We start from the raw sequence: 14,547 nt of genomic DNA on the forward strand, positions 1-14,547 counted from the left end.
ATATCTTGGAATAGAATGAAAAGCAATAAGTATTTATAAGGCGAATGATTTGACCTTTGTTGACCAACTTATGTAAAATACAATTATAGTTGAAATACCAATCGATTTCAACCGAACGATTATTATGGAACATTAAAAGGAGGAAGTACCATTGAATCTAATTCCTACAGTTATTGAACAAACAAACCGCGGTGAGCGAGCGTACGACATCTATTCCCGCCTGTTGAAAGACCGGATTATCATGCTCGGAAGCGCAATTGATGATAACGTTTCGAATTCGATCGTTGCACAGCTCTTATTCCTGGAAGCAGAAGATCCAGAAAAAGACATCTCCATTTATATCAATAGCCCGGGTGGAAGTATCACAGCGGGTATGGCGATTTACGATACGATGCAGTTCATCAAACCAGATATTCAAACAATCTGTGTAGGTATGGCAGCATCTATGGGTGCATTCTTGCTGACAGCAGGTACGCAAGGCAAGCGATATGCATTGCCGAATGCTGAAGTCATGATTCACCAGCCACTAGGCGGTGCACAAGGTCAGGCGACTGAAATCGAAATCGCTGCAAAACGCATCTTGCACTTACGTGAGAAGTTAAATCAGATCTTAGCTGACCGTACTGGACAGCCGATTGATGTCATCGCAAAGGATACTGACCGTGATAACTTCATGACGGCAGAACGCGCGAAAGAATATGGCTTAATCGATCACATCGTTCAACGCAGCGATATGAAGAAATAAGAAAATGAATAAACGAAAACCGATTCTTCCAAAAGGAGAATCGGTTTTTTTTATTGCTGCTCATTTTCTACAAATTGAGCTAAATTTTCAAGAGCAAAGTCTTCATCAATTCCATCTGCCTGCAAGATGATCTCTGTACCCTTTGCAATTGCCAAGCTCATAATACCCATGATACTTTTCGCATTTACTTGTCGAACTTCCTTTTTCAAGTAAATATCAGCTGTGTATTTATTCGCTTCTTGCACAAATAATGCGGCTTGTCTTGCCTGTAAACCAGGTTTAATGCCTACCTTCACTGTTTTTTCTACCATATTGTATGCTCCTTTTCTTTCTTTTCACAGAATGTATTACATGTTCTTAGTTTCCGCGCAGCCGCTCGGCTATCTCTTCAATCTTTCGCAAGCGGTGGTTGACGCCTGATTTACTGACAGATGCACCGGTAACCAGTTCGCCCAGTTCTTTTAATGTGACGTCTTGATGTGCCACACGCAGCTGCGCTATTTCCTGAAGCCTGTCTGGCAGTTGTTCCAGTCCGATCGTCTGTTCAATCAGCTTAATATTTTCCACCTGACGCTGTGCCGCACCGATTGTCTTGTTCAGATTAGCTGTCTCGCAATTCACAAGTCGGTTTACACTGTTTCGCATATCTCTCATAATACGGACGTCTTCAAATTTCATAAGTGAGACATGCGCTCCGATAATACCTAGAAAATCAGATATTTTTTCAGCCTCTTTCAAATATGCGATAAATCCTTTTTTGCGTTCTATGGATTTTGCGTTTAATTGAAAACGGTTCATTAGCGCCACAAGTGATTCACTATGTTTTTGATAGCTCGAAAATACTTCTAAGTGATACGAAGAGGTTTCAGGATTATTGACGGAACCGCCCGCCAAGAATGCCCCCCGTAAGTATGCCCTCGCACAGCAGTCCATATCAATTAGTACCGGATCGATTGTATCAACCATTTGAAAATCATGAGTCATTATAGAAAGTTCTTCCAGTAGATCCTTCGCGCCGTCTCGGATCCGGCAAATATATACGTTATTTTTCTTCAAACGCATTTTCTTCCGGACCAGCAATTCCACTTTATAAGGATACAGCTTTTTCAGATTGGAATAAAGCCTTCTCGCAATCGCCGCGTTTTCCGTCTGTACATCCAGACTCAGTTGTTTATTAGAAAAAGACATCACGCCATTCATTCGAATAAAAGCTGCGATTTCTGCTTTTGTACAGCAGTCATCCGCTTCAATTTGCGTCAGTTCTTTTTTTGTTTTAGATGCAAAAGACATGATATTCCCCCTTTTCGGCGATCTTCATATCTATCCGTCTTCTACGTTCTCTCTATATATCGCATGAGTACATCTGCCACATCCGCTGATTTATGCATAATCGTGCCGTTAAACACCGTTGCGATTTCCTGCACAAATACTTCAGGAACGAGCATTTGCAGTCTGTCCAGATCATTTTCCACCAGCCAAGGTTCTTCGTCGACAGGTATCCCGTACGCGCGTCTGAAGGCATCCACGTTATTTACGAGTACTGCATCCAGGAAAGGCTCTCCCGCGTGGTCATACAACGCCTGAACATGCTCAGAAGCCGTGTAGCGAAATGTCTCGCCTCGTTGCGTCGTCAAGTTGCCGATATACACTTTTTTTGCACTGCTCGCAAGTACTGCCTCCCGAATATCCTGTACGAGAATCGTCGGCAAAATACTCGTGTATAAGCTGCCTGGACCAAATATGATCAAATCCGCATTTTTTATGGTTTCAGCCGTCTCAGGCAGAGGCTTCACATCTTGAGGCGAAATGAAGACATTGCGTATTTTCCGCCCGTAGAGTGGAATTTTCGATTCACCTGTAATAATTGAACCATCTTCTAGCTCTGCATGCAAGGTAATCCGTTGATTTGCAGCAGGCAATACTTTCCCTTTGATGTTCAGAACCTGCCCCATTTGCTCAACCGCACGTGCAAAATCACCTGTAATCGTTGTTAACGCTGTCAGCATGAGGTTCCCGAGCGAGTGACCTTTCAGATCGTCCGACCCTTCAAAACGGTACTGAAACATCTTTTCAATCAACGGCTCGACATCTGAAAGCGCTGCCATAACCTGTCGGATATCTCCGGGAGGCGGGATGTCGTATTGGTCAAACAAACGCCCCGAACTGCCTCCGTCATCTGCTACTGTGACAATAGCCGTTAAATCAATGGGATAGCGTTTCAATCCTCGTAAAATAGTTGAAAGGCCTGTCCCCCCTCCGAATACTACGACACTTTTTATAGTAGTAGATGGCATAGCAATGTCAACCCTTTCTTTTTTCGACATCCCGATGAGAGATCTGCGTTGGGTAATCCTCTTTGAACTCTTTGCCAAAGTATTCCGCAAGCGTTACCGAGCGATGCTGACCGCCTGTGCAGCCGAATGCGATGACTGCCTGGCCTTTACCTTCTTGCTTATATTGCGGGATCAAGAACTTGAAAAGATCGGTTAATTTCTCAATCAACAATTTTGTGTCATTCCATTTCAGAACATAATCAGACACTTCATGGTTCAATCCTGTCAATGGACGAAGTTCCTCCAAATAGTAAGGATTTGGCAAAAACCGAACATCAAATACGACATCTGCGTCGATCGGCATTCCGTGTTTGAAGCCGAATGAAACAAAATTCAATGTAAACACCGGTTCACCTTCAGCAGAGAACTCCAGCATGATCTTCTCACGCAATTGCTTCGGCTTTAATCTGGACGTATCGTAAATGGAACGCGACAGCCCTTTCAGCTCGGTCAATAAAATCCGCTCTCTGCGAATTCCTTCGAGCAGTACGCCTCCTTCAGAAAGCGGGTGAGATCTGCGCGTCTCTTTGTACCGTTTTACCAACGTTTCATCTTTGGCATCCAAGAACAGCAGACTTGTTTTCACGCCGTCTTTTTTAAACAGCTCATCAAGTGCTGTGACCAATGAATCAAAAAGACTTCCGCCCCTCGTATCCATAACAGCTGCAATCCGTCTCATCTGATTATCCGATTTCATCATTAAATCCAGAAACGTTACAAATAATTCAGGCGGTAAATTATCGATGCAATAAAACCCCATATCCTCAAAACACTGCATCGCAACTGTTTTACCCGCACCTGACATGCCACTGATAATCACCACTTCGTATTCATTTGACCCGTGTGCTTGATTCATATTCGTTTATTCACCTTCCGTCGATTGTTGTAGCGACTCCTGCAATAAGCGGAATTGTTCTGTATAGTAAAACGTTCCATATTGCATTCCTGCCTGATGGACCGCGAACAATAAATTAGATCGGTCGCCCTCTGCCATAGGTAATGTATGCAGGCTTTCTATCGGATGCCATTCCAGCTCGCCTTCTGTTGTCGTTTCCAACAGGTCTCCAGAATAATCACGGGCTATGAATGTAAACAGCAACCATTCATTCTGCAACTGCTTTCCGTCATCGTCCATCATCATCATCGTATAGACACCTTTGAGATGCGGATGAATCGGCTTCGCACCCGTTTCTTCAATAAACTCTCGTGTAGCAGCCTCATAAACCGATTCCCCTTCATCGATTTTCCCGCCCGGCGCTACATACCAGCCGCGTCTTGGCTTCTTGAGTAAGAGGACTTGTCCGTCTTTCACTACGAGTAAATTAGCAATTTTTTGCATATGTAGTTCCCCACTTTTCACGTATGTATTTCTAGTATACAATGCTTTGTTGAAAAACGACAAAAAAAAGAGGCTATTCACGGAAGTTTGTTACCGTAAATAGCCACAAAGTTGCTATATTGTAAAAGGGGATCTTTACTATTCCAACTATACCCATTCTACATTGCAAATCTGTTACGTACAGATTACGAATTGATTAAATTATCAGGCTTTGGCTTCTACCTCATCCATCAGCTCTTCAATATACTTCTGAGCCGCTTGCGCAGCAATACTGCCGTCGCCTGTCGCTGTAACAACCTGGCGTAATAATTTTTCACGCACATCGCCCGCAGCATAGATACCCGGAATCTTTGTTTCCATAATATCATTCGTTTCGATATAGCCGTTCTCATCTAATATACCAAGTTCTTTAAATGGTTCAGTCAATGGATCCAGCCCGATATAAATAAACATACCTTCTGTTTCCATTTCACGTTCTGAGCCGTCTTCTGTCGATACAAGAGTAACAGAACCGATCTTGCCGTCCTTCTCATTCACTTGCTTGACAGTCGTATTCCAAATGAAATCGATCTTTTCATTTGCAAACGCACGCTCCTGCACGATTTTCTGGGCACGCAGCTCGTCACGACGGTGAATGATTGTTACTTTATTCGCAAAACGCGTCAAGTACGAACCTTCTTCAACAGCTGAATCTCCACCGCCGATTACGACGATATCTTTTCCGCGGAAAAATGCTCCGTCACAAACCGCACAGTAACTAACGCCGCGGCCAGTCAATTCTGCTTCGCCGGGGATTCCCATTTTACGGTATTCTGCACCTGTTGTTAAAATGATTGCACGTGCTTTGAAACTATTTTCTCCCACATGAATCGTTTTGAACTCGCGTCCGTCTTCGATTTTCGTCACGTCTCCGTATGCGTATTCAGCACCGAAACGTTTCGCATGGTCAAACATTTTTGTAGAAAGATCAGGTCCGAGAATACTTTCGAATCCAGGATAGTTCTCAATTTCTTCTGTGTTGGCCATCTGGCCTCCAGGAACTCCCCGCTCAAGCATTAGTGTAGACATGTTTCCGCGTGCTGTATAAACAGCCGCCGTCATACCTGCTGGTCCTGCACCTACAATAATTACGTCATATATTTTATCCGTTGACATCTGTTTGTCCTCCTCAAATATAGATAAGTTAAACTTATAAACTTACATTGCAGAACTAACACACCCCGTCGATTTCTGTTCCAGGCGGACGCTTGTCTTGCGGACCCGCGGTGAGCCTCCCAGAGTCGCTTTAGCCGCAGGCTCACACGAAGTGAGTCATGCAGTCGTTGCCAATCGAATTGCGGAGCATTCGATTTGCCGTATTTCTGTGTTTTTCAGAAATTAAGGCACTTTGACGCGGCGTACTTAGGTTGCCTTGCACTCCAATCAACGGAGTAGTTCTAACATTATAAAGTCTCTACAAAAGTAAGTTTAACTTATCAAATAGATACTCTCTATTTAAAATCCTATTAGAAATGTCGAATGAATTCAACTTAAATGCAACATCCATTTTTTATCATTCAGATGTGTATGGCAAAAATTGAATCAGCTGCTGCACATACTTTGTCAAAGTCGCAACAGAGACGCTGTATTTCTCCGCCAGCGACTTTTTCGTCACCTGATCATAGCGGGAAGACTGGAACATATAGTCGATCGCCGCAGCAATTGCGTTAGGGTTCGTAAATGAATAGCTATTAGTGAGCGCATTTTCACAGAGCGTAAACCACATTTGAAATAAATGGGTCCCCTGCAAATCAAGCGGCTTGTACTGTTCGTACAGCAGTTCACAAATTCCCAGCGCCCTGCTGAATGATTTTTCAAAATCATTCTCCGCAATGAATTCGTAATCCAGGCTATGCGCTAGAAATAACTGTTCCGATGAACTAAGTTCTTCCACGTTTATATACCCTGGATGCGACAAAATTTCCTGCAGATGCGAAGACTTGCCCAGTAAAAATAAACCGAACATCCGCTCACTGCTGTAAGGATTCGAGATCTTTTCGATTAAAAAAGGCACATCCTCTTCATATGAATCAGGATGCAGCTCGTCTTCTATTGATTTCCAAGGTTCGAACCCTTCCTTTGACGGATCCATTTGAAGCAATTTCTCGTATGCCCGCTCTGCCACTTGTCGATGCCCCGTAAAATAAGCGGCATTCGACAGCCAGAAGTAATAACCTACATCGCCCTGGAATCCTCGTTTCTGCAGACTCCGCAGCCAATGATACGCTTCTTCATATCGTCCTGTCAGCGCAAACGTCGCCCCCAGCTTATAGCGGTGTTCCACCTGATACGGTTTGATCTTGGCCAACAAATCCATCATGCTTGTCAGCCGTTCTTCATCCCGTCCATAGTAAAAAAACACCGCTAAATTACATAGCGCATGGATATTTCCTTTTTCTTCACGAAGCACATCATAAAGAATTTGTTCTGCATGATCTTCTTCACCGATATAAAAATAAGCCAGCGCCAAGTTATTATGGACCGCCCAGTTCTTCGGGTAATCAGCCAGCAGGTTTTCGAGCACTTCAATTGCCTGCTCAAAATTTCCTTCTTCCATCATTTTACGGGCTTTTTCCTGAATGAAAAGCACTTCGCCATCCAGCAGTTCACCGTCTTCGAGATAGGTCTCTTCCTGATCTGCAAATTCAATGATTTCGTGTGATTCTTCCATGAACATACCGCCGGGAGACAGCCCGATATATTTCAGTGCAAATTGTTTCGCTTCTCGCAACAAGCCAAGATGGGCATGAACTTCCGCCAGATAGAACGTCGTTTCTTCATTATCCGGGTCTAATTCATCCGCCTTCCTCAATAACTCGTAGGCATCTTCAAAACGACCGACTTCCATGATAAATACACCATACTCCATTTGAGTAAGCGCATCATCAGGATTCAGTTCTAAGGCACGTTTATAGTATTTTTCAGCATCCGAAAATTGCTCGCGCTGCATCGCCTGCATCGCTCGCTTACGATAGAAATCACCGTCGGGGAAAAATGACACAATCTTATCCTTATTGAATCTTTGTTTTTTATCCAATGGAACTCCTCCGAAAAAGTAAGAGGAACGCGTAACACGTCCCTCTTTGCAATCTACCCTCTATTATAGCACAACTAACCAATCCGTCATTCATTTCTGACTGCGTGCTGCCCGCGCTTTCATCTCTTCTGCAGTATAAATGATCCGCACCGGATTCCCACCTGCAAAACAGCCGGCAGGGATATCCATATTAACGAGAGAAGCGGCAGAAACAATTGCGCCATCACCGATTTTAACACCAGGCAGAATCGTTGTATTCGCGCCAATTAATACTTCATTGCCGATCTCCACGTCACCAATGCGATACTCATTTATTAAATATTCATGTGCGAGAATCGTCGTATTGAAACCGATGATGGAATTATCACCGACTGATATACGTTCCGGAAACATGACATCCGGCACCACCATCAGCGCAAATGCCGTCTGTTTGCCGACCTTCATTCGAAGAAACAGCCTATACAGGATATTCTTCCATGAAACGAACGGTGTATACCGTGCAATCTGGATCACAATGAAATTCTTTGCCACTTTGAAAATCGAAACAGTCCGGTAAATATGCCAAAGTGAATTCGCTTCGCCTTTTGAAGCGTAGCGCTCCGTGCGTCTCATGGCCGCTCTCCAGCAATCAGCGTAAACAGATCGGTCATGTGATGCAGCATGTAGTCCGGTTTAAACGTTTGCAGATACTCTTCTCCTTTAAGCGCCCATGCGACAGCGGCTGTTCGGACTCCAGCATTTTGGCCACCCAAAATATCATGGAAGTTATCTCCGATCATCAGTGCCTCTTCAGGCGAACGATCCAGACGCTCTAACGCCAATAAAAGCGGCTCAGGATCCGGCTTTTCATTCGTGACGTCATCCAAACCGATGACCGTTTCAAAATAAGACTCAATTCCGATCAGACGCAGCCCTCTTTCCACCATGTCACGCTTTTTCGTAGACACTACGGCCATTTTCAAGCCTTGTTCATGCAGCTTGCGAAGCGTATCAGAAACGCCGTCAAATTCTGTGACATAATCGTCATGATTGGCAATATTCCATGTACGGTATTCGTGGATTAACTGGTCTGTCATCGCAGGTTCAATAGATGAAAACGTATCTCTCAAAGACGGCCCGATAAAAGCTAGTATGTCTTCACGCTGAAAACGGCCGGGAAAATGTTCTTCTAACACATGCCGAAATGAAGCAATAATCAATTCATTTGTATCGCCAAGCGTTCCGTCAAAATCAAATAATAACGTCGTAATCGGTTTAATAGTCAACGACAGACTCCTCCTTCGCTTTCGGCTGCTTCCACAGTACACTGACCGTTACAGTCAGCATAATAGCAGTCACAAGCCGTATTAGAAACAATGGCCAGATTGGAATACCAAGCGGTAGAAATAAAAGCGTATCTTCAATTACTGCGTGGCAGGCCATTAAGAAAATAAATGCTATTGTAATATCCCGTTTGGAAACGCCGTCTTCTTGGACAGCTTGAATCATTACACCAGCACCGTATGCGAGGCCAATAAGCAAGCCTGCAACAAGTGTCATCGAGGTATTCGGTTTGACACCAATCAACTTCGTGAAAGGAGCAAGTCCTTTTGAAAAACGCTCCAAATAGTTGCGGTCTTTGACAAATTGAACAAACAGCATTAGCGGAATGACAATGAGCGCAAGCTGTAAGACACCAAATGCAGCTTTTTCAATTCCGAGCATTAGAATTTGCCAAACACCTTCAGGAACTGCTTCCGCCTGGGGTGTCAAACCATACTGCGCAATCTCTGAGCCGCCTGTCCAAAACAGGTTCAGCAAAATTCCCGCTGCCGCGGCCAATCCGAGCCGCACCACGAGGACCAACCACAACTTGACGCCTACTTTAAGCGCGACAGCCGTTTCAATGAACAGATTATGCGCAAAACTAATCATCAGCGCAATAATGAATACTTCTTTCACTGTTAATTCGAGGGAGATGATTCCGGCAATTCCGGCGTACAGATTCAATGTATTCCCAAGCACAATCGGCACAGCAGCTTCACCGCGCAGACCGAAAATATGCATCAACGGCGTAACAAGCTCTACCAGCCAGGGCAAAATGGGTGTGAACTGCAGGATCGTAATGAGTAACGTGATCGGGAAGATGATCTTACCAAGCGACCACGTTGTTTTCAGTCCCGCTTTCAGACCGTTGCTAAGCGTACTTGATAACGAGATATTATGTTCGTTTTTCTTCATAATTTTCGTCCACTTTCATAACAAATCTGCGATACAGCAAAATCGCAATTCCGATCACAACTCCGGCAACAGAGACCAGCTGCGCCGCACGCAGAGCACCGATTACATACAGACTGTCCGTCCGCATACCTTCAATGAAGAAGCGGCCAATAGAATACCAGATGACATAAAACAAGAAGATTTCTCCTCGTTTAACGGTGATGACCCTGCGAAGAACCAATATTACAATCAGTCCTACTACATTCCACAACGACTCATAGAGAAACGTCGGATGATATGTCACGCCGTCAATGGTCATTTGATTCATGATCCAGTCGGGAATGATGGTATTCTCTTTAAACGCCGCAGAAACTGGACCACCGTGCGCTTCCTGGTTCATGAAGTTTCCCCAACGGCCAATAATTTGACCAATTAAAAGACCCGGCGCGGTAATATCCGCCACTTTCCAGAAGGATACACCGCGTTTCCTTGTAAATATGACAGCAGTTATGACAGCACCAATCAGTGCTCCGTGAATCGCAATCCCGCCATTCCAAATCTGGATAATCTGCTCTGGATGTACGCTGTAATAGTCCCAAGTAAAGATGACATAATAAATACGGGCACTGATGATGGATATCGGGATGGCCCAAATAAGCATGTCCGTCAGAAAGTCTGGGTGCATGCCTCTCTTCAGCATTTCCCGTTGGACTATCAAATATCCTAATACAATCCCCATTGCAATTAGAATGCCGTACCAGCGCACTTCTAATGCATGTTCCGAACTGCCGATTCTAATTGCAACAGGATTAATCGCAAGTAACATTACATTCACTTAGTCGAGCCCCTCTTCTTTCAAAATTTGTGCATTATCCAAAATCGCCTGATCTAACCGCTTTGTAAACTCCTCCGCAGCATTAAAACCAAGACGTTTCATTCGATAATCCATCGCCGCCACTTCAATGATGACTGCAATATTCCGCCCGGGACGCACAGGTACCGATAACTTCGTAATTTCCGAATCCAGTATGACTACCTTTTCTTCATCAATACCTAAACGGTCATAATGTTTATCCTCATCCCAAATTTCAAGATCCACAGCCAGCAGCACTCGTTTATCATCTTTCACAGCACTTGCACCGAACAGCGTCATCAAATCGATAATTCCAACACCGCGTATTTCAAGCATATGTTTCAATATTTTAGGCGCTGTTCCGATCAAAATATTTTCCGCAACTTGACGGATTTCCACGGAGTCATCCGCTATCAGACGATGGCCTTTCTTAATCAGTTCAAGCGCCGTTTCACTTTTCCCTACGCCGCTCCCGCCTGTAATAAGAACACCTACTCCGTATACGTCAACCAATACACCGTGGACAGTCGTCATAGGAGCCAGCTGGCCTACTAAGTAATTCGTCAGCATACCGGAAAACTGCGTCGTTTTGTAATCTGTCCGCAAGACAGGAATGTGTTTTTCCTCTGCCAATTGACTCAGTTCTCTAGGTCCTTCTTCACCGTGTGCAATAATAAAAGCAGGCGTATCATTAGAACAAAGACGTTCAAGCCGCTTTCTTCTTGTAATGGCAGGCAAGGTTTCCAGAAAGGACATCTCTTTTCGCCCAATCAATTGAACGCGTTCTGACGGATAGTAATCAAAGTATCCAGCCATCTCCAGACCAGGTCTCGAGATATCGCTCATCAGGACATGTCGTTGAATCCCTTGATGTCCAGCAATCAACTCCAGCCCAAATCGATTCATAATATCTTCTACTGTTAGTTCCCCCATAAAATCCCCCGCTTTCAAGCTGCTGTTTTTCATTTAAAGCATTTTTTTACGTACAGATCGGCCAAATTATTCCATTCAGATGTACCAACATACCACTCCTGAACGGCTGCCTGCTTTCACAATCCTCATTTTAACATGTAGGAAAAGAAAAGAAATGGATTTATCCTTGCTCATTCATTCTTGAGACTGTCTCCTTTTATAGAAAACTGACTATATACAGGATAAAGGAGAGTGGTTGAAAATGACACTGATTGTTCTTGATGCTGGACATGGACCTGAAACACCTGGAAAGCGGTCGCCTGACGGGAAGCTGCGGGAGTTTCAATTTAATTCGGCAGTTGCGGCAATGGTGGGGGAGCGTCTGATTAAAGAAGGTCTGACGGTTCGCTATGTCCATGAAAATTCACGGGACGTGCCATTGTCGGAACGCACCGCAGCAGCCAACCGAATGAAAGCAGACGCGTATGTATCGATCCATGCGAATGCCCATACAAGCGGCTGGAGTGATGCGCAGGGAATAGAAACGTATATCTTTCCGGCAGCCAGTAAGAATTCGGGACTATTGGCAAACTCCGTTCAGCAGTCGTTGATTGCGGCTTGCAAACGGCCAGATCGAGGCGTAAAGAAAGCGAATTTCGCTGTGCTGCGGGATACACAGATGCCCGCGATTCTTGCAGAATGTGGCTTCATGTCACATAAAACAGAAGCTATGCTGCTGCAGAATAAAGCCTATCAGCTGCAGTGCGCACGGGCCTTGGCATTCGGAATTCTGAATTGGACTTATCAAAAATAAAAACGCCTGCACTGCCGCATATTTAGCGGGGTGCAGGTGTTTTTTATGTGTTTAAAATGGCTCCATGCCAAACATTCGATTGATAGTCTTAAACATATGCAGTAGAGGTGGGTAAGTGGTAAGAGACCGTTTCCCTGCGTTCCAGGCGGACGCTTTCGGGAGGGCCCTCGGTGAGCCAAGCGAACAGCGAAGGGTTCGCTTTGCCGTATTTCTGTGAACTTTACAGAAATTAAGGCAATACCGTGTACCTTCTACAACCTATACTCGCTTTGCTCCCCCAAGTCGTCTCACCTGTCGGGCTGATCCTCCCCGAGTCGATTTTGCCGCGGGCTCACACGAAGTGAGTCATGCAGTCGTTGCCGCAGGACGCGGCGAACTTAGACTGCCTTCCACTTCGGTACACTGGCTGGTGTTTTAATTCTTTTTATGTGATTTACAGTATGAGCATATTACGATAGGTGGGGTGTTTCATACAATACTTATCATTCTGCAAAGGCTGAGATTTTGTGATCAATGCGTTTACAAAGTCAAAAAAGAACCACACCAACTAAATCTATACTCCGCAAAAAAACAATATGACATACGTTCTCTACTCCAGCGAAGGCGCAACTGTGGGGTTAGCCGGGGCAGTGAGACAACTGGCGTGCACTTTGCCAGATGGCTCATAGCGTAAGGCAATCCCCCAGCGCTGAAACGGCTTTTAACTACAGACTCACACTTCGTTTAAAACTCAACCGAATTGTAGTGGACTAAGACTGAACCTGTTTTAGATTCGCCGGTAATCTGTAAAGGAGCTTTTGTTTCATCCTCGCTTGCTTTAGTGAAACGTATCGTGCGATGCAGGAATTGTTCCTGTTCTTCAACACGCGATACATCTTTCAGCTGAAGATCAAGTTTCCCCATATTAGAAATAATCTCGCCTTTTAGACCGACAGACGATGGGAAATACAGTTCCACTGCTCCGCTGATAGACTTCGCATCTAGTCGCTTCGCATTCACAGCAGTCGTTGTCAGGCTGACATTGCCGTTAAGCGACTTCGCATCTGCATCGATGAGCTCACCATCAGCATAGACACGCCCATTCAGTGTTTCTGCTTCCAACTTATTGCCGCGTACTTTCAGCAGACGAATCATGCCGTTGGCTGTTTCCAGTTCAGCTTCATCAAACACAATATGTGCACATTCAATTTTACCATTGGCTGTTTTGATGCGCAGTTCATTGAAGTCGACACCTTCCACTGAGCAGCTGCCGTTTAACAAACGGACGGACAGCTTTTTATACGGCTGTGTTTTCGGGATATACAGAGTAACATTTACCTGAACCATTTTCATGTCACTGCCAATTCGGAGTTTATTGCCATCTTTGACAAACAGCAGTTTCTCGAGGAACTGGTTACGTGCTTCCAATTCAGAATCATTATTGAAATGTTTCACAGAGAATTTCGCTGTAATTTGATTATCTTCTGACGGATGAATCTCCACTTTACCGTGGTCGATATGAATGATTATTTGCTCTATATCTTCAGCCGTCTTATTTTCTGTATGGGTAAAGCTGACCGATTTGCTGAATGGCGCTTCAAAATCAAATGTCTTTACGCGCTGAACAGCCGTATCCATGAATTGCATGAAGCGGTCTCCTGCTGTCATGAATTCTTTTCGGATATCTTCGAAAAAGTCGTCTGCTGAAGATTCGTCTTTTGTTTTATCTTGGTCGTTCGATTGGCTAAAAGGCTTTTCCTTTTGCGGCTCTTTAAACCAAGGCTGATCTTGTTCTGTATGGAGATCGGTTTTCGGGTCAGTTGACGTTTTTTGGTCTTGACTTGAAGTATCCGATTCTTTACCAAGGACTTCCAACAATCTCAATGCTTCGTCTGCTGTGATTTTACCTTCTTCGAGCAAAGTAAGTATTCGTCTGCGTTCGTTTTGCATCTTAAGACTCCTCCTCGTTATGAGCGTACTTTTCTGTTCCTAACTATTTATACGGCTGTGGGCGGTAAAAGTTTCATCTAACAATAAGTTAATTTGAAACCTTAGTAGCGCGCTTGCCAGTCAATTCCATAAGCTGTCTGAGATGGCAAGTGGAAAAAATACCGTTCCCCTACGCTGCATGCGGACGCGTTCGGGAGGGCCCGCGGTAAGCCGACTTGGAGAGCAAAAGCCTTTCTTCGTTACGGCTCTCGCTAGCTCCCCTAAGTTGTCTTACCTGTCGGGCTGATCCTCCCAGAGCATTCCTGTTTGGTTAGTGGAGCCCTATTGAAATAGAAAAGTCCCCTTGG

At 44.6% G+C, this 14,547-nt stretch carries 15 protein-coding genes; 2 read left to right on the forward strand and 13 right to left on the reverse strand.

Annotated features, from left to right (window positions below; all coding sequences use genetic code 11):
- The first annotated feature begins 151 nt into the window (after positions 1 to 151).
- Positions 152 to 745 (forward strand): ATP-dependent Clp endopeptidase proteolytic subunit ClpP, encoded by a 594-nt coding sequence (gene clpP / locus Q1J64_RS06350; protein WP_301108233.1) that lies wholly within the window; start codon positions 152 to 154, stop codon positions 743 to 745.
- Between the two features lie 50 nt (positions 746 to 795).
- On the opposite strand, the gene Q1J64_RS06355 is transcribed toward clpP, so the two are convergent.
- From Q1J64_RS06355 to hprK, 12 genes are all read right to left on the reverse strand, one after another.
- Positions 796 to 1,056, reverse strand: a complete 261-nt coding sequence (locus Q1J64_RS06355) for an HPr family phosphocarrier protein (RefSeq protein ID WP_301108234.1) — start codon at positions 1,054 to 1,056, stop codon at positions 796 to 798.
- A gap of 46 nt (positions 1,057 to 1,102) precedes the next feature.
- On the reverse strand, positions 1,103 to 2,035 hold the full coding sequence (gene whiA, locus Q1J64_RS06360; RefSeq protein ID WP_301108235.1) for a DNA-binding protein WhiA: 933 nt from the start codon (positions 2,033 to 2,035) through the stop codon (positions 1,103 to 1,105).
- 41 nt (positions 2,036 to 2,076) lie between these two features.
- A complete protein-coding gene (locus Q1J64_RS06365; protein WP_301108236.1) occupies positions 2,077 to 3,039 on the reverse strand; it encodes a gluconeogenesis factor YvcK family protein in 963 nt (320 codons plus the stop codon).
- 7 nt (positions 3,040 to 3,046) lie between these two features.
- Positions 3,047 to 3,934, reverse strand: coding sequence for an RNase adapter RapZ (gene rapZ / locus Q1J64_RS06370; protein ID WP_301108237.1), 888 nt, complete (start codon positions 3,932 to 3,934; stop codon positions 3,047 to 3,049).
- A gap of 6 nt (positions 3,935 to 3,940) precedes the next feature.
- Positions 3,941 to 4,417: an 8-oxo-dGTP diphosphatase gene (locus Q1J64_RS06375; protein ID WP_301108238.1), complete on the reverse strand. Its 477-nt coding sequence runs from the start codon at positions 4,415 to 4,417 to the stop codon at positions 3,941 to 3,943.
- 204 nt (positions 4,418 to 4,621) lie between these two features.
- Complete coding sequence (gene trxB / locus Q1J64_RS06380) at positions 4,622 to 5,572, reverse strand: thioredoxin-disulfide reductase (protein ID WP_301108239.1); 951 nt, start codon at positions 5,570 to 5,572, stop codon at positions 4,622 to 4,624.
- A 397-nt stretch (positions 5,573 to 5,969) separates the two neighbouring features.
- A complete protein-coding gene (locus Q1J64_RS06385) occupies positions 5,970 to 7,493 on the reverse strand; it encodes a tetratricopeptide repeat protein (protein ID WP_301108240.1) in 1,524 nt (507 codons plus the stop codon).
- A gap of 90 nt (positions 7,494 to 7,583) precedes the next feature.
- Positions 7,584 to 8,105, reverse strand: coding sequence for an acyltransferase (locus tag Q1J64_RS06390; protein WP_301108241.1), 522 nt, complete (start codon positions 8,103 to 8,105; stop codon positions 7,584 to 7,586).
- Positions 8,102 to 8,758, reverse strand: a complete 657-nt coding sequence (ppaX, locus tag Q1J64_RS06395; protein ID WP_301108242.1) for a pyrophosphatase PpaX — start codon at positions 8,756 to 8,758, stop codon at positions 8,102 to 8,104. The genes Q1J64_RS06390 and ppaX overlap by 4 nt, the downstream gene beginning before the upstream one ends.
- On the reverse strand, positions 8,748 to 9,713 hold the full coding sequence (locus tag Q1J64_RS06400; protein WP_301108243.1) for a nucleoside recognition domain-containing protein: 966 nt from the start codon (positions 9,711 to 9,713) through the stop codon (positions 8,748 to 8,750). The genes ppaX and Q1J64_RS06400 overlap by 11 nt, the downstream gene beginning before the upstream one ends.
- Complete coding sequence (gene lgt, locus Q1J64_RS06405) at positions 9,694 to 10,527, reverse strand: prolipoprotein diacylglyceryl transferase (RefSeq protein ID WP_301108244.1); 834 nt, start codon at positions 10,525 to 10,527, stop codon at positions 9,694 to 9,696. Before lgt ends, Q1J64_RS06400 begins: the two co-directional genes overlap by 20 nt.
- Positions 10,528 to 11,478 (reverse strand): HPr(Ser) kinase/phosphatase, encoded by a 951-nt coding sequence (gene hprK, locus Q1J64_RS06410; RefSeq protein WP_301108245.1) that lies wholly within the window; start codon positions 11,476 to 11,478, stop codon positions 10,528 to 10,530.
- 241 nt (positions 11,479 to 11,719) lie between these two features.
- Here hprK and Q1J64_RS06415 point away from each other — a divergent pair, with 241 nt between their 5' ends.
- Positions 11,720 to 12,271, forward strand: a complete 552-nt coding sequence (locus Q1J64_RS06415; protein WP_301108246.1) for an N-acetylmuramoyl-L-alanine amidase family protein — start codon at positions 11,720 to 11,722, stop codon at positions 12,269 to 12,271.
- Positions 12,272 to 12,994: 723 nt separating this feature from the next.
- Here Q1J64_RS06415 and Q1J64_RS06420 read toward each other — a convergent pair.
- Positions 12,995 to 14,200, reverse strand: coding sequence for a DUF4097 family beta strand repeat-containing protein (locus Q1J64_RS06420; protein ID WP_301108247.1), 1,206 nt, complete (start codon positions 14,198 to 14,200; stop codon positions 12,995 to 12,997).
- Positions 14,201 to 14,547 lie beyond the last annotated feature (347 nt).

The sequence above is a fragment of the Sporosarcina sp. genome, assembly GCF_029257255.1.
Taxonomy (GTDB): domain Bacteria; phylum Bacillota; class Bacilli; order Bacillales_A; family Planococcaceae; genus Sporosarcina.

Coding starts and splice junctions, on each gene's coding strand:
- Q1J64_RS06355 (WP_301108234.1), bottom strand. CDS start 1,056: ATGGTAGAAAAAACAGTGAAGGTAGGCATTAAACCTGGTTTACAGGCA.
- whiA (WP_301108235.1), bottom strand. CDS start 2,035: ATGTCTTTTGCATCTAAAACAAAAAAAGAACTGACGCAAATTGAAGCG.
- Q1J64_RS06365 (WP_301108236.1), bottom strand. CDS start 3,039: ATGCCATCTACTACTATAAAAAGTGTCGTAGTATTCGGAGGGGGGACA.
- rapZ (WP_301108237.1), bottom strand. CDS start 3,934: ATGAATCAAGCACACGGGTCAAATGAATACGAAGTGGTGATTATCAGT.
- Q1J64_RS06375 (WP_301108238.1), bottom strand. CDS start 4,417: ATGCAAAAAATTGCTAATTTACTCGTAGTGAAAGACGGACAAGTCCTC.
- trxB (WP_301108239.1), bottom strand. CDS start 5,572: ATGTCAACGGATAAAATATATGACGTAATTATTGTAGGTGCAGGACCA.
- Q1J64_RS06390 (WP_301108241.1), bottom strand. CDS start 8,105: ATGAGACGCACGGAGCGCTACGCTTCAAAAGGCGAAGCGAATTCACTT.
- Q1J64_RS06400 (WP_301108243.1), bottom strand. CDS start 9,713: ATGAAGAAAAACGAACATAATATCTCGTTATCAAGTACGCTTAGCAAC.
- hprK (WP_301108245.1), bottom strand. CDS start 11,478: ATGGGGGAACTAACAGTAGAAGATATTATGAATCGATTTGGGCTGGAG.
- Q1J64_RS06415 (WP_301108246.1), top strand. CDS start 11,720: ATGACACTGATTGTTCTTGATGCTGGACATGGACCTGAAACACCTGGA.
- Q1J64_RS06420 (WP_301108247.1), bottom strand. CDS start 14,200: ATGCAAAACGAACGCAGACGAATACTTACTTTGCTCGAAGAAGGTAAA.